The sequence below is a fragment of the Pseudoalteromonas shioyasakiensis genome, assembly GCA_013391845.1.
Taxonomy (GTDB): Bacteria; Pseudomonadota; Gammaproteobacteria; order Enterobacterales; family Alteromonadaceae; genus Pseudoalteromonas; species Pseudoalteromonas apostichopi.
The window spans coordinates 488,168-510,000 of record CP058414.1 but is presented as its reverse complement, the minus strand read 5'-3'; the positions used below and the strand labels follow the sequence as shown (position 1 = coordinate 510,000).

15 protein-coding genes, 2 rRNA genes and 1 pseudogene (1 of these 18 cut by a window edge) are annotated in these 21,833 nt (G+C 41.3%); 7 read left to right on the top strand and 11 right to left on the bottom strand.

Features of this window, described 5'->3' with window-relative positions:
* Positions 1–796: ribosomal RNA gene (locus HYD28_02240) — 23S ribosomal RNA — on the top strand; it begins 2,112 nt to the left of the window's first position.
* Between the two features lie 106 nt (positions 797–902).
* A 5S ribosomal RNA gene (rrf, locus tag HYD28_02235) occupies positions 903–1,017 on the top strand.
* 311 nt (positions 1,018–1,328) lie between these two features.
* Here rrf and HYD28_02230 read toward each other — a convergent pair.
* From HYD28_02230 to HYD28_02210, 5 genes and pseudogenes are all read right to left on the bottom strand, one after another.
* Entirely contained in the window at positions 1,329–2,045 is a 717-nt protein-coding gene (locus HYD28_02230) for a hypothetical protein (protein ID QLE07884.1), read from the bottom strand.
* Between the two features lie 91 nt (positions 2,046–2,136).
* A pseudogene (locus HYD28_02225) lies at positions 2,137–3,414 on the bottom strand (LysM peptidoglycan-binding domain-containing protein).
* A gap of 118 nt (positions 3,415–3,532) precedes the next feature.
* Positions 3,533–4,072 (bottom strand): hypothetical protein, encoded by a 540-nt coding sequence (locus tag HYD28_02220; protein ID QLE07883.1) that lies wholly within the window; start codon positions 4,070–4,072, stop codon positions 3,533–3,535.
* Between the two features lie 85 nt (positions 4,073–4,157).
* Positions 4,158–5,462 (bottom strand): histidine kinase, encoded by a 1,305-nt coding sequence (locus HYD28_02215; protein QLE07882.1) that lies wholly within the window; start codon positions 5,460–5,462, stop codon positions 4,158–4,160.
* A gap of 3 nt (positions 5,463–5,465) precedes the next feature.
* The gene (locus HYD28_02210) at positions 5,466–6,869 is read right to left on the bottom strand and encodes a sigma-54-dependent Fis family transcriptional regulator (protein ID QLE07881.1); all 1,404 of its coding nucleotides are present in this window, start codon (positions 6,867–6,869) and stop codon (positions 5,466–5,468) included.
* Between the two features lie 230 nt (positions 6,870–7,099).
* Between HYD28_02210 and HYD28_02205 the strand changes: the two genes are divergently transcribed.
* The 4 genes from HYD28_02205 (at position 7,100) to HYD28_02190 (ending at position 13,964) form a co-directional block, all read left to right on the top strand.
* Entirely contained in the window at positions 7,100–8,353 is a 1,254-nt protein-coding gene (locus HYD28_02205; GenBank protein ID QLE07880.1) for an efflux RND transporter periplasmic adaptor subunit, read from the top strand.
* 11 nt (positions 8,354–8,364) lie between these two features.
* Positions 8,365–9,066: an ABC transporter ATP-binding protein gene (locus HYD28_02200; protein ID QLE07879.1), complete on the top strand. Its 702-nt coding sequence runs from the start codon at positions 8,365–8,367 to the stop codon at positions 9,064–9,066.
* A gap of 1 nt (position 9,067) precedes the next feature.
* Positions 9,068–11,464 (top strand): ABC transporter permease, encoded by a 2,397-nt coding sequence (locus tag HYD28_02195; GenBank protein QLE07878.1) that lies wholly within the window; start codon positions 9,068–9,070, stop codon positions 11,462–11,464.
* Positions 11,465–11,549: 85 nt separating this feature from the next.
* Positions 11,550–13,964: an FtsX-like permease family protein gene (locus HYD28_02190; GenBank protein ID QLE07877.1), complete on the top strand. Its 2,415-nt coding sequence runs from the start codon at positions 11,550–11,552 to the stop codon at positions 13,962–13,964.
* Positions 13,965–14,078: 114 nt separating this feature from the next.
* Here the strand turns inward: HYD28_02190 and HYD28_02185 are convergent, their stop codons facing one another.
* Positions 14,079–14,942: a LytTR family transcriptional regulator gene (locus tag HYD28_02185; protein QLE10465.1), complete on the bottom strand. Its 864-nt coding sequence runs from the start codon at positions 14,940–14,942 to the stop codon at positions 14,079–14,081.
* Positions 14,943–15,123: 181 nt separating this feature from the next.
* Between HYD28_02185 and HYD28_02180 the strand changes: the two genes are divergently transcribed.
* Positions 15,124–16,404: an acyltransferase gene (locus HYD28_02180; GenBank protein ID QLE07876.1), complete on the top strand. Its 1,281-nt coding sequence runs from the start codon at positions 15,124–15,126 to the stop codon at positions 16,402–16,404.
* 82 nt (positions 16,405–16,486) lie between these two features.
* Here the strand turns inward: HYD28_02180 and HYD28_02175 are convergent, their stop codons facing one another.
* The 5 genes from HYD28_02175 to HYD28_02155 all read right to left on the bottom strand — a co-directional run bounded on the left by HYD28_02175 (position 16,487) and on the right by HYD28_02155 (position 21,813).
* Positions 16,487–17,014, bottom strand: coding sequence for a sugar O-acetyltransferase (locus HYD28_02175; GenBank protein QLE07875.1), 528 nt, complete (start codon positions 17,012–17,014; stop codon positions 16,487–16,489).
* A gap of 77 nt (positions 17,015–17,091) precedes the next feature.
* Positions 17,092–17,466 carry a prolyl oligopeptidase family serine peptidase gene (locus tag HYD28_02170; GenBank protein ID QLE10464.1) on the bottom strand — a complete coding sequence of 125 codons (375 nt, stop codon included), beginning with the start codon at positions 17,464–17,466 and terminating at the stop codon, positions 17,092–17,094.
* Positions 17,467–19,857 carry an ABC transporter permease gene (locus tag HYD28_02165; GenBank protein ID QLE07874.1) on the bottom strand — a complete coding sequence of 797 codons (2,391 nt, stop codon included), beginning with the start codon at positions 19,855–19,857 and terminating at the stop codon, positions 17,467–17,469.
* Entirely contained in the window at positions 19,851–20,579 is a 729-nt protein-coding gene (locus HYD28_02160) for an ABC transporter ATP-binding protein (GenBank protein QLE07873.1), read from the bottom strand. The genes HYD28_02165 and HYD28_02160 overlap by 7 nt, the downstream gene beginning before the upstream one ends.
* A 4-nt stretch (positions 20,580–20,583) precedes the next feature.
* Positions 20,584–21,813 (bottom strand): HlyD family efflux transporter periplasmic adaptor subunit, encoded by a 1,230-nt coding sequence (locus HYD28_02155; protein QLE10463.1) that lies wholly within the window; start codon positions 21,811–21,813, stop codon positions 20,584–20,586.
* Positions 21,814–21,833 lie beyond the last annotated feature (20 nt).

The window sequence follows — 21,833 nt, the reverse complement described above, 5'->3', positions numbered from 1 at the left end:
GGCTTTGAAGCAGAGACGCTAGTCTTTGTGGAGCCGTCCTTGAAATACCACCCTTGTAGTTTTGATGTTCTAACGTTGGCCCCTAATCGGGGTTACGGACAGTGCCTGGTGGGTAGTTTGACTGGGGCGGTCTCCTCCCAAAGAGTAACGGAGGAGCACGAAGGTTGGCTAAGTACGGTCGGACATCGTACGGTTAGTGTAATGGTAGAAGCCAGCTTAACTGCGAGACAGACACGTCGAGCAGGTACGAAAGTAGGTCATAGTGATCCGGTGGTTCTGAATGGAAGGGCCATCGCTCAACGGATAAAAGGTACTCCGGGGATAACAGGCTGATACCGCCCAAGAGTTCATATCGACGGCGGTGTTTGGCACCTCGATGTCGGCTCATCACATCCTGGGGCTGAAGTCGGTCCCAAGGGTATGGCTGTTCGCCATTTAAAGTGGTACGCGAGCTGGGTTTAGAACGTCGTGAGACAGTTCGGTCCCTATCTGCCGTGGGCGTTTGAGAATTGAGAGGGGTTGCTCCTAGTACGAGAGGACCGGAGTGAACGAACCGCTGGTGTTCGGGTTGTCATGCCAATGGCACTGCCCGGTAGCTACGTTCGGAACTGATAAGCGCTGAAAGCATCTAAGCGCGAAGCAGGCCTCGAGATGAGTTCTCACTAGACTTTTAAAGTCTCTGAAGGGCCGTTGAAGACTACAACGTTGATAGGCAGGATGTGGAAGTGGTGCGAGCCATTAAGCTAACCTGTACTAATTACCCGTGAGGCTTAACCATACAACGCCAAACGCGTTTTATGACAGCGTAACAGACAGAAGTTAAGAAACTAAAGTAGACATTTACTTGATATCAGAATTCCAGATTTTAGTTGATTGCTAAGGCGATTAACGACCCAAATTTGCTTGGTGACAATAGCGTTTTGGACCCACCTGACCCCATGCCGAACTCAGTAGTGAAACGAAACAGCGCCGATGATAGTGTGGCATTTGCCATGTGAAAGTAGGACATTGCCAGGCTCCAAATTAAAGAAAGCCCGATTCGAAAGAGTCGGGCTTTTTTGCGTTTGGGAGCTGTCAGCTTTCAGCCGTCAGATAATAGATGTCAGCTGAGCGGTGGGTGTGTTTAGTGAAGAGTCTCCCTCAGCAACAAACCCCTGTAGGAGGCACGTCAGTGCCGTATCTAGACCTTAACCAATATATTCATGGTTGAAGCCATTCCTACAACTACACTTTGCCTAGAGCCTAGAGCCTAGAGCCTAGAGCCTCCGGCAGAGGGAGACGCAGTATCAAACACCTTCACCGCGCGGCTGAAAGCTGATAGCTCGGTGTCACTCACACTGCTGTATTTCTCTCACATCGCCGCGGCCATCGCTTAGGTAGCATTGTTCTAGCAACGAGCAGTAGCAGATCTCGGTTTTAATGCTATTACGCTGCTTGTTTACTTTGTCCCATTGAGTTTCATTAAATCCCGTTCGCTTGAAACGAAAAAGTTTAAGTTCGCTGCCAGATGCCAGCAACCGGTTATCACTGGCACTCGTCATAATCCAGCCAAATGCTTCGAAAATATTTATGTCGGGAGAATCTTCTTGCAGAGTTTGTAGCTGTGTTTCATATGCTTGTGTATCAAAACAGCATGCAGAAATTACTTTATAGATATCTAAATATGATTGGTCGTTATAGTGATACTTCACGTACTTTACTATCGCAGGTCCTGATCCTGAATTAGTGAGTTCAAATGTGATTTCAGGTAGGTTTTTTTCTTCATCAAAATTCCCCGTTATCACTTCAAGCCAAGGCCATGTGGCGGCTTTTACTTGTCGTTCTGCAGCGTTGGCTTGCAAGTAAGTGGCATAAAAGGAGGCTGCGGAGATAATAATGGCACAGAGTGCGAGAAATAGGTTTAGTCGCTCGTTGGTAAACCATGCCTTATGCTGGTTGCTAGCAGGTTGAGTTTTTTGCTGGGTGGTCTTTGTTTGCTCTTCAACGTTAGAGTCTTGCTCTGTTTTCACTGTTGAACAGCTTACGTCCTGTTGCTGATTATCCATAATTATTGATTGTTGTTTTTATAGACTAATAAAGATACAACTTTAATTGGATAGATAAAAGAGACAGGGAGTAAAACTCCCTGATTTGGTATTAACTATTTGAGATAAACACCGTGAGCTTTTCACCTACTCTTAAATTATCTCTTGAAAGGTTATTCCATTGTTTAAGCTTAGTGATACTGACTTTGTATTGCTTTGCTATCTTCCAAAGGCTATCGCCAGATTTCACCTTATACTCGATTTGCTGATCCGCTAATTGCGGCAATATCAGCTTTTGACCAATACGAATGGTGTTTGTTTTTAGGTTATTGAAGGTTTTCAGTTGGCTAACTGTTACTTTATAGTTCTTTGCAATCACACTTAAACTATCACCGCGTTTAACTGTGTAATGTTGCCACTGGCTATAATCATTGCTCTTTTGATTAGCTAATAGAGTTTGATAACTTGCTTGCTGATCTTTGGGGACCACAATATGTGGCGCATCAATCACCGCTGGGTATCGGATAACACCATGGTTTAGCTCTTCAAGCTCTTACCACTTCGCTTTATCTGCTAAGATCACTGCACCAGTCACTGGTAAGGTTGCAATAGCTTGCTCATTCTTAATCGCAGGGAATACCATTCTTTGGTGTTTTAATAATTGTGCTGCGGCCAGTAACTTAGGTACGTACTGTTTGGTTTGTGATGGTAGTTTTAAACTAAAGAAGTCCGTCGACTTACCTTGTTTTTTATTACGAGCAATTGCCTGTAATACTCGCCCTTCACCAATATTGTAGGCAGCAATAGCGTGATACCAATCGCCATCAAAGCGTTTATAAAGGTATTCCATAAAATCCAAAGCTGCACGGGTGCTGTCGACCACATCTTGGCGACCATCATACCAAGGGGTAATTTTTACATTGAAGTATTTGGCGATTGAGGGGGTGAGTTGCCATAAACCCGATGCATGTTTGTGTGAATAGGCACTGGCATCAAAATCGCTCTCTATAAGCGGCATTAGAGCGAGTTCTATTGGTAAGTCACGGTTTTCTACTTCTGTGACGATATGATACAAATACGGCGCTGCACGGCGGCTTATTTCTTCCATGTAATTTGGATGAGTAAGGTACCAAGCAATGCGCTTTTGTACATCTGGGTGACTTGAATCGCTAAACTGCAGTTGAATGCGAATACGTTGCCATACGTCATCAAGCTCACTTGATTTGAGCGGTGTCACCGCGTCTACTTGTTTTGTTTTAGCTTCTGCAACCACAGTACCAGGATTGGCTTTGATGGTGGGCTTCTTTTCGGGAAGAGACTCAGGGGCAGTCTGACAGCCTGTTACAATGAGAGAAACAACAACAAGGCCTAAAAATCGATTTAAAAACACGTATTAAAATACTCCGTTAACTTAGGTGCGGGTAAACTAAAGCGCCTAAGCTTAACATAGGGTGAGCTAAAAATGACCATTAGATTAACAGCTCGCTAACTTACTCACCCAATTGAAATTAAAACGAAATACTAACTTGTAACCCAGCATAACCATGGTTTTGTGCTTCCCAATAGCGGCTGTCTATTTCTCTGGCTCTGGCATAGACCTCTATTCTGAATGGCTTTGAGTCCACGCCCATACCCACACCAACATAGCCATCAATATTATTGTGATCGTCATCATAGCGGTCGCTGTAGTCGTGGTCATCGCGGTCGTCGTATACAGCAAGTTCAATTAAATCTAAGCCCACTTCGCCATAGACAAAAAAGTCGCTGAAATAACCAAATTTGATGCCGCTATCTAAGGTTAGAAATGTCTCCCGATCACCTTTTTTAGTAAATACTTCTGCTGAGCCTAGTGCCGTTGTAAATGCTGCGCCGAAATTGCTGTAGTTATTTTTAGCCATAAATTCGATGCCGGCTGAGGTGATTGAATCAGTACTATTATGCTCTGACTTAACAAACAGGTTCATATTAGGGCTGTCATAAATACCAGCAAAGCTTTTTGTAGGAATAAAGGCAAGTGATGAGAGCAGTGCTAAGGCGAGGTACTTCATATTGGTTAATCCATTAAACGTTAATGGGTACATGATACCAAACAGCGCCTTAGCAAATTGTAAGTAAGTGTTCTAACTATGTAAGCTAACCGAACACGCAACGAAAGCAGGCTCCTTGCTGGCGTTTGATGTATACCAGATCGCCGCCATGATTGAGCATGATCTGGCGCGATAAACTTAAGCCTATTCCTGAGCCTTGTTGCTTGGTAGTAAAAAATGGCACAAAAATCATCTCGATCACATGATCGCTGATACCTGTACCATTGTCGCTGACCTCTAAATACAGTTGCTGATTAGCATTTTGTGCAATATTTACCTCTATGCATTTAGTTGTCTCTGGATTATTTAATTGTTTAAGTACATCAAGGGCATTTTTAAGCAGGTTTATTATCACTTGCTCAACTTGGCCTCTATCTATCATTACTAACTGTTGGCTTTGCACCGATAAATTCAAAGTAATATTAAGTTGCTTAGCTTGTTGTGAGTGCAGAGCTACAACTTGCTTGGCAAGATCTGCCAGAATATGTGGCTGTAAGTGTGGGGCGGGTAAGCTACTAACCTTTTTAAATTGCGCTATAAACTCGCCTAAATGCTCGGTTCGTGATGCGAGTGTTGTTAGGGCGAGTTGCAAGTCTTGTTTATCTTCCTGATCATCAAAACTAAGCTCATTTGGCAGCAGTGCCGTACAAGTTTGTGCTAACGAAGAGAGTGGCGTAATCGAATTAGCAATTTCATGAGTCAGTACTTTGGTGAGGCGCTTATAAGCTTGTTGCTCTTTTAATTGCAGCTGATCATGAATAGATTGCAAACTGATCACTTTACGAACTTTACCTTGGATTTCGGCAATACTGATCTGCACAGATAACGTATCGTGCTGCTCGCCATTTTGCCATGGCACGGTATTACGGCTATTTTGTTTAGCTTCTTGAACTAGGTTTGCTATTACACCTAGATCATCAATGTGCTTTACTGCTTGCCCAAGTAAACGACTGACCGCCGGATTGCTTTCAATAATAGTGCCTTGTTCATCACACACTAATACCGCTAGATCGATATGAATTAATAGCGCTTGTAAGAACTGGGCTTGTTGCTCTGCATTAAAACGTGCAGCCTGAATTTGTTGTTTAACCTGCTCAAATTGCTGCTGCATAGGGTGTTGGTCACCAAAGCCTAATGTGCTGTCTCCATTCGCTAAAGCGCGAAAAACCATATCTGCACGCCTTGTTTGGCGTTTAAACAAATTAAAAATTTGCGCGGCACATACCAAATTTAAAATAACTAAAAGTGCCGAAATAGCAGAAAACCCGCTTTGCTGTACTTGCCAAAACAAAGCAATTGAGAAACCAATTAGTGCAGCTAATAGGCCAGCTAAGCTAATGAAATTTCGCATAGATTAAAGTCCATATTTTTCTAAACGACGATACATGGCTCCGCGTGTCAGGCCGAGTGCTTTAGCTGCGTGACTAACGTTGCCTTGAAAATGCTTTAAAGCTGCACGAACGGTTCTCTGTTCGATGATTTCAAGATCAAAAGTGTCGTAGTCAGCAGCGTTTGTAGAGAGTTCATTTGTGCTTACACTGGTACTTGGTGAGCTTATCACTGAGCTTATATCGAGCTCTGAGCCTTCTGATAGGATGACTGCTCGCTCAATTGCATGCGCAAGTTCACGGACATTGCCTGGCCAATGATACTGACTTAAACGTGTCATATCAGATGTCGTAATCGAGAGCTCACGTTTGTATTTATGTGCAAAGTGCTGCAAGTAGTAGTTACACAGTAATGGAATGTCTTCACTGCGCTCACGCAGAGCTGGCAAACGGATCTCTACGGTATTAACACGGTACAGTAAGTCTTGCCTAAATTTACCTTCAGTCACTGCTTGTTCGAGGTTTTCATTCGTTGCACAAATCAAACGAATATCAATATCGAGGACTTTTGAGCCACCAACCGGTGTTATTTGCCTGTTTTGTAGTGCCGCAAGTAGTTTAACTTGTTGGTTAAGCGGTAAATTACCTAGCTCGTCTAAAAATAAACTACCACCATGGGCCAGCTCAAATCGGCCAATGCGATCTTCTTTCGCGCCAGTAAACGTCCCTTTTTTATGGCCAAATAGTTCGCTTTCAAACAGGCTTTCGGCTAGTGAGCCCATGTCTAGGCTTATGAAGGGTTGGCTTTGGCGCTGGCTTGCATTGTGGATTGCATGTGCGGTGAGTTCTTTACCTGTGCCACTTTCGCCACTAATCAATATGTTGGCATCTGTGTTGGCTGCTTTGTCGATAACCGAAAAAACCTGCTGCATGGCATCACTTTGGCCTAAAAACTCAAATGGTTGATTGCCGATTGACTGCTGCAAGGCCTGCTTTTGTTTTGTGAGCTTACCAACTTGCTGTTTGTCTTTAGCGTGTGAAAATGCTGCCGCTACAGCACCGAGTAATTGCTCATTTTGCCAAGGCTTGGCAATAAAGTCAGAGGCACCAGCTTTAATTGCTTCGACAGCTAGCTGAATATCGCTGTAGGCCGTCATAAGCAGTACCGCAATGTTAGCGTCTTGGCTCATGATCTTTTTTAGCCAGTAGAATCCTTCTTTGCCACTAATTGAGTCTTGCGTGAAGTTCATATCGAGTAACACAACATCTATAGCCTGATCCGCCTCATGCTGTGCGTTAATGATACCTTCGATATCAAAGGGGTTATCTGTGGTTTTTACAACCTGATAATGCTGCTTTAAAAGTAATCGTGCGGCGATGAGTACGTCGGGGTTATCATCGACGATAAGAATTGATCCTGCTTGTTTCATAGCTATTTATTATTATTCCTTTATGGGAACACTAAGACTAATTGAAAATAGTAAAAGTGTCCATTTATGGACGATATATGGGTTTTGAAGTGTTCTATAAGCGGACACTTGATTATATACATGCTTGTTGATTTTTGTGTAAGTTATTGTAATTTAATAAAAATAAAAGTTGGCACAAGAGTTGTTTTATCTATAGGTAATTAGCACCTAGATAACTTAAAGGCGTCAACATGGATAAGAAAATTACACGCTCAAATAACAAAGCATTTTTTAAGAAATCAGTAATAGCAGCTGCATGCTTAGCTGTTGCGGCTGCAGCTTATGGTTTCACGCAAACTGAGCAAACAGGTCGTAGTCAGCAAGTAACCGCGACAAGCTTAACGATTAGCACAGTACAACAAGGTGAATTTGTTGATGCTTTAAGTCTTCGTGGTCAGGTTATGCCTCGTACTACCATTTATCTCGACACCATTGCCGGAGGCCAAGTTGAAGAGCGACTTGTTGAGCAAGGTGAGTTTGTTAAAAAAGGCCAACCACTTGTGCGTTTAAGCAATACTAACTTGCAGCTTGATGTAATGAGCCGTGAAGCACAGGTGACTGAGCAGCTTAACTTTTTACGTAACACGCAAATGAATATGGAAACCAGCCGTTTGAACTTACGCCGTGATTTGCTTGAAATCGATCTTAAAATCACACATTTATCGCGTCGCTTAAAACAGACTCAGCCGCTAGTGAAAACGGGTGTGTTGGCACAAGAGCAATTATCTGAAATTCAAGAAGATTTAGCGTATTACAAAGCTCGTAAAGAACTAACTCTTGAGCGTCAAAAGCAAGAAAACAGCATTCGTGAAGTTCAGGTAGCTCAGTTAAAAGACAGTGCCGACATGTTAGAGAAAAACCTACAGTTTGCACGTAAGAACCTTGAAAACCTACTCGTAACAGCACCTGCTGATGGTTATTTAAGTGAACTTGATGTTGAAATTGGTGAATCAAAAGGCCGTGGTTCTCGCCTAGGGCAGATTGATATTCCTAATGAATACAAGTTAGTTGTGAGACTAGATGAGTTTTACCTGAGCCAAGTTCAAGCAGGTATGCAAGTGCTTATTGAACACGAGCAAGGCGAAATTGCGGCAACAGTTAGCAAAATTGATAGCCGTGTTCAGCAATCACAGTTTCAGGTTGAAGTCGATTTACCTAATGGCACGAGTAACATAAAACGTGGGCAAAGCCTTGATGTACAGCTGATGCTAGGTGATAGCAAAGGCACTGCTTTATTACTTGAACGCGGCGCATTTTTTACCAGCTCAGGAGGTAACTGGGTTTATGTCATGGATAAAGATGGCAATCGTGCAGTACGAAAAGACATTCGTCTTGGCAAAAAGAATCAAAACTATTATGAAGTGTTAAGTGGCCTAAGCGCCGGAGATCGCGTGATCACCTCTAGCTATAGCAACTTTGATAAAGCCCAACAACTACAATTTTAAGGATAAAAACAATGATTAAATTAACTAACTTATCACGCGTATTCCGTACTCAAGATGTTGAAACAACAGCGCTTAATAATATTAACTTACATGTAAACGAAGGCGAGTTTCTTGCCATTATGGGGCCATCTGGCTGTGGTAAATCAACATTACTCTCTATTTTAGGTATGTTGGATTCGCCATCGGCAGGCAGTTTTGAATTTTTAGGTGAAGACATCGCAGGGTTTGGTGAAAAACAATTAGCAACACTTAGAAAAGCGTCGATTGGTTTTGTTTTCCAAAGCTTTAACTTAATTGATGAATTAACAGTATTTGAAAACGTTGAGCTGCCATTACAGTATCAAAATATCTCAAAAAGTGAACGTAAACAGCGAGTAGACGCAATCTTAAAACGTGTTGCAATCGACCATAGAGCAGATCACTTACCGCAGCAGTTATCGGGTGGTCAGCAGCAACGTGTAGCGGTAGCCCGAGCTCTTGTGATTAATCCAAAACTCATCTTAGCGGATGAGCCAACGGGTAACCTTGATTCAAAAAATGGTGATGAAGTCATGGCGATGCTGCGTGAGCTAAATCGCGAAGGTACCACGGTAATTGTGGTTACTCACTCAGAAAAAGAAGGCAATTATGCTGACCGTTTAGTGCGCTTACTTGATGGCCAAGTGATGGTAGATAAAGCTAACCGTGTTCAACAAACAGCAGAGGTGGCATAACATGATTTTAAGTTATTTGATCACCGCGCTGCGCGCGTTCAAAAACCAAAAACAGCACTTTATTTTAAATGTTCTGGGTTTGAGTGTGGGCTTAGCTGCGGCAATTCTAGTTGCTTTGTTTGCAAAAAATGAGCTTTCGTACGATAGCCAACAGCCTCATGCTGAGCGTGTTTATCGCGTTGGCCAGGACTTCTCAAAACTTGGTTTAGCTGTGGTGCCTATTTTTAATTTTGTGCAGTCAAAGCAGGCCGAAGATTACAGCCAAGTTGAAGAAGTGTTCGGATTAACTATGGTCGAGCTGACCCGTGAAGCTATGGTTGATGTGAGTTATCGAAACCAAGGCTATAAGTTAAATGCTTTGTATGGCGCGACTCCTAATATTGAAAACTTTATTGCTCTAGAAACGCTTGCAGGTGACTTAACAACAGCAATGAGTACACCAGATAGCCTAGCGCTTAGTGAATCAGAAGCACTGCGCATTTTTGGTCGCACCGATGTGATTGGTGAAACACTAACACATGAACAAGGACAGTACACAGTGCGTGCCGTGTTTGCAGACTTAACAGATAACACTCACTTTGCTTTTAAAAACCTTGTTTATGTTAAGCATGATCCAAGCAAAATAGACATCAACAGTAGTTATGTTTATATGCGTGTAGCTGAGGGCACCGATACCGATGCATTAGCTAAAACCTTAACAGAGCGCTTTTTTAGCGGTTCGATGCTGGAACAAGTTAGTTTAGAGCTGCATCCATTACTTGATTTGCACTTAACGGCTAAATCACCATTTGAGATGAAAGCGGGTGGCGCTAAACAAGTGGTCATGATCTGTGTTGGTTTAAGTGTGTTACTTATTCTTATTGCAGGTTTTAACTTCATTAATATGACCGTCGCTCAATCGACTAAACGTGCAAAAGAAGTGGGTGTGCGTAAAGCGCTTGGCGCAAGTAAAGGCCAGTTAGTAACGCAGTTTTTATCTGAATCTGTGTTGGTATCAATGCTTTCAATGGTGATTGCATGTGCTTTAGTGGAGCTATTTTTACCAAGCTTTAATCAGCTAGTAGACCGCGAATTGGGCGTGAATTATGCCTCTGAATTTGGCATTGCAATTATTGTGGTCGCAATTGCAGTGGGCATATTAGCTGGGCTTTATCCTGCATTCTTTATTTCGTCATTCAGTGCAAAACGCGTTTTAAGTGGTGACTTACAACGTGGTAATACTGCAATATGGGTTCGTAAGAGCTTACTAACATTACAGGCTTCACTAGCAATAGGTTTAATCATTGCCTCTATTACCTTGTTAAAGCAATTAACTTACTTACAAAGCTTACCTTTAGGCTATGAAACAACACAAAGATTGGTTATTTCAGAGCTACCTGTAGGCGAAGTATTCACAAAAGAAAAAAATGCCTTAGTTAACCGTATTAGTGCAATTCAAGGTGTACAGCAAACAACAGTCATTGATACCCGTTTAACCGTTTCAATCAATAATACACTTATGCCAACGTGGCCAAATGGTGAAGCGTCTGGCAGCTTAACGCCTGTTGTTGGCGCAAGCTACGATGTTGTAAAAACACTAGGATTAAAACTCGTTGCTGGTCGTGACTTTAGTCGTGAGTTTGCTGGTGATTGGGCAAGCCGTGCAAATGGAGTAACAAGTACGGGTACTATTGTGACTGAATCTGTCGCAAGGCAAGCGGGTTACACTAACATGAGTGACATTATCGGTAAGGTAATTAAAGACTCAGGTCGCGGCGTAGATATGCGTGTTGTGGGTGTGGTTGAGGATGTAAAGGTAGGTAATGCTAAAGATGCCAACTCAAATATTATGTTCTTATGTGGCTTTAACTTTTTATCACCTGTATCAGAATTAATTTTAACGATTGATCAGCAAAACTTGCCTTACATTAAAGCTCAGATCGCTGAAGTATTAGCAATCTCAGCCAATATCTATGAGCCAAAAATTAACTTACTCGCAGACAACTACAAAACGTTGTTAAAAGGCGATGAGCGAATTTCGAATGTCGTTTTAATCTTTACCGCTCTTGCTGTGTTCTTAACTTGCTTAGGTACCTTTGGTTTGGCTTCGTTTGCAACAGTGCGTCGTCAAAAAGAAGTGGCAGTTCGAAAAGTGCTAGGTGCATCTCGCATCAGTATCGTAAATATCATTGCTAAAGAGTTCTTAGTGCTGGTGGGCGTGAGTATTGCTATTGCTTACCCGGTTACTTACTTCTTAGTAGGAGATTGGTTAGCAAACTTTAACGACCGCATTGAACAAGCTGTGTGGGTGTATGGCGCTGCGGCTGTGGTCGTTGCGGTTATCACGTGGGCAACGGTGGCAAGCCTAGCATTTAAAGCGGCCAGCACCCGTCCATCATTAATCCTTCGTTATGAGTAAATTGAGTTTTTAGTCAAGACTATGCTCTATCGGCGTAGCTGATGGGGCATTTTTAGGTAGAACAGGTAAGGTCTAAAGGTAAAACATGTTAGTATCACACATTACCACGGCATTTAGGGTATTTAAGCGGCATAAGTTGTACGCGCTTTTGAATGTCTTTGGACTAAGCATAGGTCTTGCTGGGGCGCTTTTAGTGGCGTTATTCGCAGAGTACGAATTGTCGTTTGATAAAATGCAGCCCGATCATCAGCAAGTATATCGTTTGCATGTTGATGTAAATGTACCCGGCTTAGAAGAGATCCCATTAACGGTTGTAAGCATTGCGCAAACAGTGTCTTCACGCAGCGATGTAAGCGATTTATTGGTGTTGGCAGATGTGGTTGATAGCGATTTGCTTTCCGCTCATATTAATGTTGCAGGGCAAGCATTTAAGCTGCGTAATTTATATGGTACATCGGCTAATATTCGCGATTTTATTCATTTAGAGGTGATGCTTGGCAACCTAGAACAAGTACTCTCTGTGCCCAATCAAATAGCTCTGAGTAACAGTGAAGCCACAAGGCTGTTTGGTAGCGCCACTAAAGCGTTCAGACAAACGTTATTGATGGGCGAGCAAAGTGTCACTGTGGGTGCTGTTTTTGATGATTTACCCGATAACAGTCACTTTTTGTTCCATGCTTTAGTGTCTGTTGATTTCACCATACATAACGATATATCGAGTTATGTTTATCTAAAAACTCAGCAAGGAGCTGATTTAAAAGACATCGAAAAGCTGTTAGCTAGTCGTCTTATCGAAAAATATCAGTTAAAGAATAGCCAACTTGAGTATCGTTTAGTGCCGATGCGAGAGGTGTACTTTAAAGCCCATTCGCCCTTTGAATTTAAACCAGGCGGCTCGGCTTTTTTAGTGAACTTGAGCTTGGTGCTAAGTGTCTTACTACTCGCTATTGCTGCAGCCAATTACATTAATATTGCGGTATCGCAATTGCTTTATCGCATCAAAGAAATTGCCATGCGCAAAACCTTGGGGGCGAGTAAGCGACAATTAATACTGCAATTTTTGTTAGAAGCCTTGCTATTGGTGATCCTTGCTACGTTGTTAGCGTTGTGTTGGGTTGAGATGTTATTACCAAGTTTTAGTGCCTTTGCGAATCGACCATTGCAGCTTATTTGGGACTGGTCACAATTGCTAGCTGTATTGGGCGTGGTGTTTTTATTGGCTTTAATATCTGGTGCTTATCCGGCTTTTTGTGTCGCACGCGCATCGCTAAAAAGTTTACTTGCAGGGCAATTGCAAACAGGTCAAGCGGTGCGTAAAGGCCTGTTAGTATTTCAAGCAGCCATGGCAATGGCCTTAATTGTTTGTACTATGGTGAGCTTACAACAGTTAACGTTCTTGCAAAACTTGTCGCTTGGTTATGATGCGACAGATCGCATTGTGATACATGATTTAAGCAGCAAGCAATTGATGGAAAAAGAACACGCGATACTTAATGAGATCCGTGCGCTGCCAGGTGTCATGCAAGTGACCACTACAGACACAGATTTAACCGACAGTATTCTTGAAAGCTTTTATTTCCGTTGGCCCAATGGCTACGAAGAAAGCGAACTGCCACCGACCATAGGCACAGGTTTCCATGCCGTTGAAACCTTGGGTCTGACACTACTTGCAGGCCGAGATTTTTCACCACAGTTTCAGAGCGATTGGCTGCACTCTACCGATGAGCATACTGAGGCGCAGCAGGGCGAAGGTAACCTTCAAGCAATGGCTATTTTGGTGACCGAACAAATGGCAAAGCGTGCTGGCTACGATAATGTGGATGAGGTGGTAGGTCTGCATGTTCAGGGGCTTTATCGCAATATTAATGCAACCATTGTCGGTGTGGTAAAAGACATTAAAGTCGGTTCGGCGAAAGATGATTGGCTGCCTGTGTCATTTTCAGCAGGGTATAGCTCGCAATCAACCGTTCGATTGGTGGTAAGCACCGAACAAGCAAACTTTTCTCAGTTATTTAATCAGTTACGCCAGCTTTTAAAGCAGTTTAATTTAACCGCCGATCCGCAATTTAGCTTGATGCAGCAAGACTTAGCCAAGGTTTATAGCGTCGAGCATGATTTGTTTGTGCTCATTCGAAACTTCTCTGTGCTGGCCATGTTTTTAAGTTGCTTAGGTTTATTTGGACTTGCTGCGTTTGCAGCGAAACGTCAGCAAAAGCAATTAGCCATTCGAAAAGTATTGGGTGCAACCCGTTTAAGTTTAGTTAACCTACTTGCCCGTGAGTTTTTAATCGTAGTATTCGCAGCAGCGGCAATTGCTTTGCCTCTAGCTTATTGGCTAATGGATGACTGGTTGCAAGGTTTTAACGACCGTATTGAGCAAGCCGTGTGGGTGTATGGCACTGCGGCACTTTTGGTCGCACTCTTTACTTGGCTGACTGTCGCAACCCTTGCCTTCAAGGCGGCCAGCACCCGTCCATCATTAATCCTTCGTTATGAGTAACACACAACTCATGATCCATTCCAAGCCTAGCAATACAGCTGGGCTTTTTTACACCTTTAAATGGCCACCAAGTCCAGCAAATTCTTTATGCAGAAAAACGTCATATACAGTTAGCTAAAAATGAGCGGCAGACGAATTAACCTGTTTTTTAAACTGCTCTTTGTAACGACGTGATAAGTTAAGTATTTTTCCCGTTGTAAGTTTCACTTCACTATCACCACTTGGCAATGGCGTGATTGATTCAATCACATCGAGTCTAATAGCATGAGAACGGTGAATACGGCAAAAACCTTGCGGTTCTAACCGAGATATAAGATGGGTCATGGTTGTACGTAGCGGATAAATACGTGAGCCAATATGCAGGTTTACGTAATTGCCGCTAGATTCAAGCCAGTCAATTTGATCTGTACAGATGATGAACTCTTTGCCTAGTTTTTTAACCAGTAATCGGTCGAAATTCAAATCCTGTTGGGCGTTTTCTTCATGATTGATTGGCTTGGCTTCGCCGGTTAATTGGCTAACAATGTATTGATACGTTTTAATAATCACAATTAAAGATAAAAACCCCCATAAGTCTTTACGGTATTCATAAAGTAACTCAAACCACAGCAACCCGAAGTCATACTGCATGTCTTGAATTGTGTAAATGAACTCACGGATAGCGACCATGATCCCTACGTGTAATAAGGAAAAAATAATGCTTGCGAATAAATAAGTGAGCAATGAGCGAGTGATCTTTTGCCAATTAAAGGGTTGGGTTTGCAATAACCAAACTAAAGCAGGAAATAATAATAAGGTGCCGATAGCGCTTGAATATTCCCAGACAAAGGGCTCCCAAAGCAAAAATGACAGTTCACCATCGCGTTGGGCTTCCATGATATCTGAGCTGGCATTAATAGTGTTATTTATAAAAATATAACTAAATAAAAATAATGTCGCATACCAAGTTCGGTTACGCTGAAAATGCATTAAGGTGATCATTATTATTGTTACTCTTTGAAGACCGTAATTAGACTAACAAGATAGTGATAAATCACCAAACATACTATCCCTGATATCCACCGTTTATCCCTACTGATTGTTTTATCGACCTTTTCTGATAGCTTAACGTTATGTGTTGTTCATAGTTGTTATTAACTTGTCGTAACCATAATCAATCATGAAACTTAAAATAATAATTAAAAACACAACACGCACGTTATTACAGCCATGGCAAAATGCGTTTAATCAAGCCGTTGAGTTACCACCGCGTCGTTATGATTTAGATTGGCTAAGAGTACTTGCCTTTGGCTTATTAATTTTTTACCACACAGGTATGTTATACACTCAAAATTGGGGCTTTCACTTTAAAAGTCAGTATTTATCCAGCAATATAGAAAACATCATGCTCTTATTGTCGCCTTGGCGGATGGGGTTAATCTGGTTTATCTCAGGTGCTGCACTGAGGTTCATAATTGCGCGCGCTAGCTTAGGTGGTTTTTTAATATCACGCAGTGTCAGAATATTACTGCCATTATTAATTGGAGTTTGGTTTATTGTGCCAGTTCAGCTATATGCGCAAATGAGCCAAGAGACCGGTTTAGCGATAAGTTACTGGCAGTTTTACTTGCAGTTTTTTGATTTGACAAACCCTCTATTTGAACATTATCAAGCAGGTATTTGGCCTCATGTTGATGTAAACCATCTTTGGTACTTACGCTCGTTATGGCAATTTACCTTATTGCTCGTGTTTGCTCTGCCACTGCTTCATCACCATTATGTTCAAACAGTGATTACACGTCTATGTGAACAGTCGTTATTAATTATTTTTATCGTATTGCTATTGCCGCTTTGTATTTTAAAGTTGAGCTGGCCGAGCGATACATTTCGATACCCCATGGGTGCTTTATTTTTACTTTATGGTTATTTACTTGCGTGGCACTCAGTATTTTATAGTCGGCTACTTCTTCATTGGAGGGCATTATGCGTGGTATTTATTGTAGGTTACCTGATTGTAGTTGCGGGCTATAACATGATTTGGCAAAACTCAGCTGCCAGTCAGTGGCAAATTACGGGCATGGATATGTTGTATACCGCGCAACGATTAGTTGGTGTGTTAATGATGCTGGCACTAGCACAACGTTTTTTAAATCACGATCACCCTAAATTGGCTTTATTGAACTCAGCGGTATTTCCTTTTTATCTCTTACATCAAAGTGTGATTATTGGCCTTGCCTTTTATTTATCGAAGCTGCAATTAGGTGGTTTCATGGAGTCACTACTTATACTAAGTCTCACTTTTATTCTTTGTTGGCTAGTGTTTATAGGTGCGCGTCGCGTAGATTTATTAAGTCCATTTTTAGGGATTAAAGTCACAGGTAAATATAAAGCATGGCAAGTAAAAGTAGGTTTTGTTTGTGGACTAATCCTAGTAAGCCCATTGATTATCAGGTTAATCTAAACAACTATACCATTGGTATAAAATATACGTAGCGGGCTCGTGTAGTATGTGCTTTAGCGAACGATGTGACTTAAGTGTGTACTTAAATATCTTTTATCTTCACCGCGGGGTTACCTGCTACTAGGGTATTTGCCGCGACATCTTTGGTAACTATTGCCCCTGCGCCAATCACGGCATTATCAGCAACTTTAATACCTGCGAGTATTATAGCGCCTGCACCAATCCATACATTGTTACCAATGCTAATCGGCGCTGCAAAATTAGCTTTTGCTAAACGCTCGGTAGGGTTTACTGCATGCGATACCGCGAGTATTTGCACATTTGGGCCTATTAAGCAGTCATCGCCTATCGTAATTTGCGCATCAGATAGCGGCGCATCGAGCATAGTACAGTTAATATTTATGAAGGTGCGATCACCTATTTTAATACCACTGCCATAATCACAATGAAAACCAGCTTCAATAACAACCTGTTCGCCACAGTGAGCAAACATGCTTCTTAGTCGTTTTAAATTGCCTTTACTTGGGCTTTTGGCAAATAAACGGCAAATTTCATGGGCATTTTTTCGTTGTTTTATAAATGACTCTTCTAAACTATTAAATGCTTTCATAATTCATTATGTAATGCGTAGAGTAGTCACATTTTACGTTGTCCTTTACCGATTGCAAAAGAGCATGTGATATTACGTCATAACCTTGCATTGGGAGGTCTTAACCATTTATTGAGCCAAGCAGACTGCTCTTTAAGTAAGTATGTTAAATTCTCTTTCGCTCTATAAGAGTGGCCTTCATAAGGGAGCATAATTAGCTGAGTTGTCTTTTTATTCGCAACCAATGCTTGATACATTCTCATGGATTGCATGGGGTAAGTACCGGAGTTTTGATCATTTTCGCCATGAATAAGCAGTAATGGCGCATCTATTTTATCTGCGAACATGATTGGTGATAAGTCTATATATGTCTCTTTTGCTTGCCATAACGTACGCTTTTCACCCTGAAAGCCAAAAGGAGTTAATGTTCTGTTGTAAGTGCCACTGCGTGCAATACTATAAATATAAGAAATCTATTCATTGCGTAATGCCTTTATTGGATCTTGTCTAAGTGTTTTATTGATTGGAAAAAAGCTCGTGATGACAGCCATAGTTAAAAGGCCAAGCCAGATGGATAGTGTCAGCCACCAGTTTATAGTCAGGGTTACATTTGGTAGTGAAAAGCAATAACCAATGATTAAAAATGCTAATGAAAAGGCGAGTACCAAGCTCATCGTTATGGGTTGCATAAGCTCTAGTAAACTTTCTTTTAACAATCTTAGGTTATCAGCGCCCATAGCAAGCTTAACGCCTAAACTATATTTGCGTACTTTAATTAGGTAGTTAACAATGCCGTTTATGCCAATACACACCATAAGCAATGACGTTGATGCAAGGACAATAGCAAGCCAGGCAGCGTTTAAATGGCGTTGTCGTTGCTCATCAAATTGAGTTGTTAATGACGCTAATGAATGTATATCTAAGCGTTTATCAATCCCGTAGATCAGTTGCTGAATTTGCGATATTGATGCGGAATCTTTCATTGTTAGAAGGTAGGTATATTGACTCCAACCTGGATAATCGTTGGGTGTGAACACTTCAAAGTTTTCACTTTCAGGTCTTCCTGGTACGTAGGTATTACTGACTACACCTACGATAGAATAAAACGTTTTGCTGTCAAAGCTGACTTTACTATTTAGTACATTTTGTGTGTTTTTATCCAACATATCCGCAAGGCGTTGATTGACTACAATTGGCGGATTTTTGAGTTTTTCATCACCTTTGTTAAAGCCCTTGCCTGTTAATTTAAGATCTAATTCTGCAAAATAATTGTTGGAAACTAAGCTATTACGCGCTTGCGCAATATATTGACCAGCTTCATCATATATTTGATTGACGTTAACCGTATCGGGTAAGCGCTGTTCTGATGAAGTTGCCAAACTGCTCACATTATTGAGGTTTAATAACTGCTGGATAACCGCTTTATGAATATTGATTCGCTCATTAGATTTGTCGATATTACTGTAATTTATTGTAAGTGAGTATTTACCTTTAGTGTTTATGCCATTATCTCTCAGTGCTTCAGAGAGTGTAACCAAAACAACGTGACTTGCGGCAGTTAATACTAAAAAGGAGAATAAGATCTGTAAGCCAACTAACAAGTGGCTTGTCGCTGAACTCATTTGTTTTCCGGTTCCTTTACCGCTGCTTTGCAAGCTACTAATTAAGTTTTTCTCTTTTACGACACTCAATTCTATAAATGAATACAGTGCAGCAATAGTAACAATCAAAAATGTTGAAAAGAGAAGCGTATTAATGCTTAGCGAAAGCGTATCTAATCGTTGTATGGCGTTTGCGGCTAAGCTTTGAATAACCATAAACCCTATTTGGGTGAGTGTTAATGCTAGTATGACAGCAATGCTAATGAGTAATAGGTTATGTTTTAGTGTTTCAACAATGAGTTGTTTTGTACTTGCCCCAAATGCAAAGCTAATAGCAATAGGTTTTATACGGGTAATTGCTTTTGCAAGTTGCATACTAGACAGGTTGATCAGTGCAATGATTAATAATAAACAAACGCCTAAAAGCAACATAAGTACTATTTTTCCGCTATCACCTTTTAATGCTTCACTAAATGTCGTGATACGTGCGTTAACAGTAAAGTCTTTCAGAATATTAGGAGCATAGAGCTGAGCGCCTTTCAGTGATAGATCTGATAACTGTTGTGTGATTGCAGATTCTGATACTGTACTTTTTAATCTAACCACACTTTTGTATGCACCCATAAACCCATTTGCTGTTTTGGGATCAAATACCTCATCGACATCAATAGGTAACCATATTGCATCGTTTATATTTTTGTAGTGGGGCAGAACAAGATTATCTGGAGCTACACCAACAATAGTAAATCGGCGTTGATTTAACTGTATTTTTTGACCAATGATATCACCTCGCCCCTGGAAAAGTTCTTGCCATGCCCTATAGCCTAAAACGACAGACATGTGTTTACTGCCGAGCGCCTCGGTGTTATTAAATAATCTGCCAAGTTCAGGTTTTACACCAAGCAGGTCAAACAAGTTATTAGATGCAAGAATAACGTCTACAGCGGGTCTAGTTGGCCTGTCTAATAATTTATAACTGGTCCACTTATGGTAGGTAGCCATGTCAGTAAAGAGAGTATTTTCATTCTCTATATAACTCATTACTTTTGAATTACTAGCAGGGCCTGAATAGCTTTTTGAGTTTACGGTGCCTTCCAGTAAATATAAATTATCACTTTGTTGATAAGGTAAGGGGGAGAAAAAGACTAAATCCACTAAGCTAAATGCACTTAGTACCATGCAAAGAGTGAGCGCTAATGTAAATACGGTAGTTAAATAGTACTGTTTAGCACGTTTGAAGGTATTGTAGGCTACTTTTAACATGGCTGAGCAACTCGATTTGCCTCTATTGGCGTATTGATATCATCATTTTCAGCTATTACAGAGCCATCTTTTAATTGAATATTACGAGATGCCATGTTGGCATAACGCGGGTCATGGGTCACTAAAACGATAGTTGTGCCTTGCTGATTAAGGTCTTTGATCAATGCCATGATGGCATCACCGTTTTTAGAATCTAAGTTACCTGTTGGTTCATCGACAAGCATAATTCCTGAATCACCAGCTAAAGCGCGAGCAATGGAAACGCGTTGCTGTTGACCCCCTGATATTTGGTTAGGGTATAAATCAGTTTTATCTGCAAGGCCTACTTTTTCTAAGCAATCTAAAGCTCGTGCATGGCGCGTTGAAAGCGAATCCCCTCTGTATTTTAAAGGCAGTGCTACATTTTCTAAGATGGTCATTTCATCTATTAGATTAAAAGATTGAAATACAAAGCCGATTCTGTTTCCACGAACTTTAGAGCGCTGCGTTGAGTCCATATCAGAAACCAGTAAGCCGTCGATGTAATATTCACCGCTTTGTGGGGTGTCGAGTAATCCCATAATATTCAGCAGAGTTGATTTTCCGCACCCTGATGGGCCTGAAATAGAAATAAATTCGCCATCATAAACAGTGAAGCTAATTCCTTTTAAAATTTGACTAACTTGATCGCCATTGGTAAAGGACTTAGTTAAGTTATTAACCCTTAAAATTTCAGTGTTCATACTTCTAGCTCTCTATTTTTATCATTTTTGTTTCAGCAGGAATATCTAAGGTGGAAATAATAACTTGCTCGCCAGGCTCTAAGCCTGATAACACTTGAATTAGCTGTCCTGATGTTTTGCCATATTGCACATCAACTCTAACAGCCCTGTTATCACTCGTTAGCTTGAATAGTGAACCATAGGCTCCCTCTTTAGCATCACTGGGTTGTTTTATGTAATTCATATCTTTTTGTACGTCAGCGTAGATGGTTGCATCAACCTGTTGCATTGGTTTCATGCTGCCATGCTCAATTGCTTCAAGTTCAATATCAACCTGTACAGCACCATCATTGATAACAGGGTCAACACGAACGACTCGTCCATGCACCTGCTCATTGAGTGTTGTAATGTCAGCTTTCATGCCCATTTGAATTAAGTGCGCTTGAATTTGCGGAACTTTTATTTCCCCAACTAATGGCGATAGGCTGCCAATGAGTGCAAGCTCAGAGCCTGCTGTTACACTTTGTCCTAAACTGAGAGGAAGGCGCTGGATGACCCCTTTCATTCCTGCTTTTACAGATAATTGCTCGACCATAAGTTTTGCGACGTTGAACTCATCTTCTGCTTGAGAAATAAGATCATCTTGAATTGAAAGTGCTTCTTTTTGCATTTCAGTGAGCTTGTCTAATTTTGATTCTTCGAGGCTGATGCGTTTAAGTAACTGCTTCGCTTCCAATTCATTTTTTTTAGCACTAATCCCAGAGACTATTCCCGACTTAGCTAAAGAGCGTTCGGCTTCTACTTGGAGCATGGCAATTTCTGCTTGTGCTTTTAACTCAGAGATACTTGATTCATTGTTTAACAGCTCCCGTTGTTGCACTAACAAAGTTTGACGTTTCTGTGTCTTTGCATTTTTGAGCTTTGCTAAAGCTAGACGAAGCTTACTCTCAAGCTCAGGGTTGTTTAATGTCAGGATAACTGTATCAGGCTCTACAACGGCCCCTGCTTTTAGCTTTATTTCGTCGACAACAGCATTGCTGGTGGCTGTGAGCAGTCTTTTATTAATTGATTGAAGAGAACCATAACCTTCAACTTTAATAGAAAAGTCACCTCGCTCTACTTTTGCCATCGTTACAGATTCAAGAGAGAGCACTTCTGCATTATCTGCAAACCCTAACCGCCAACCAGATAAAAGCATAATGGCTGACAAACCAATTAACCCCTGATAAACAAGTTTAGATGTGAGTTTCATTATTTTTTTCCTTCCTCATGTGA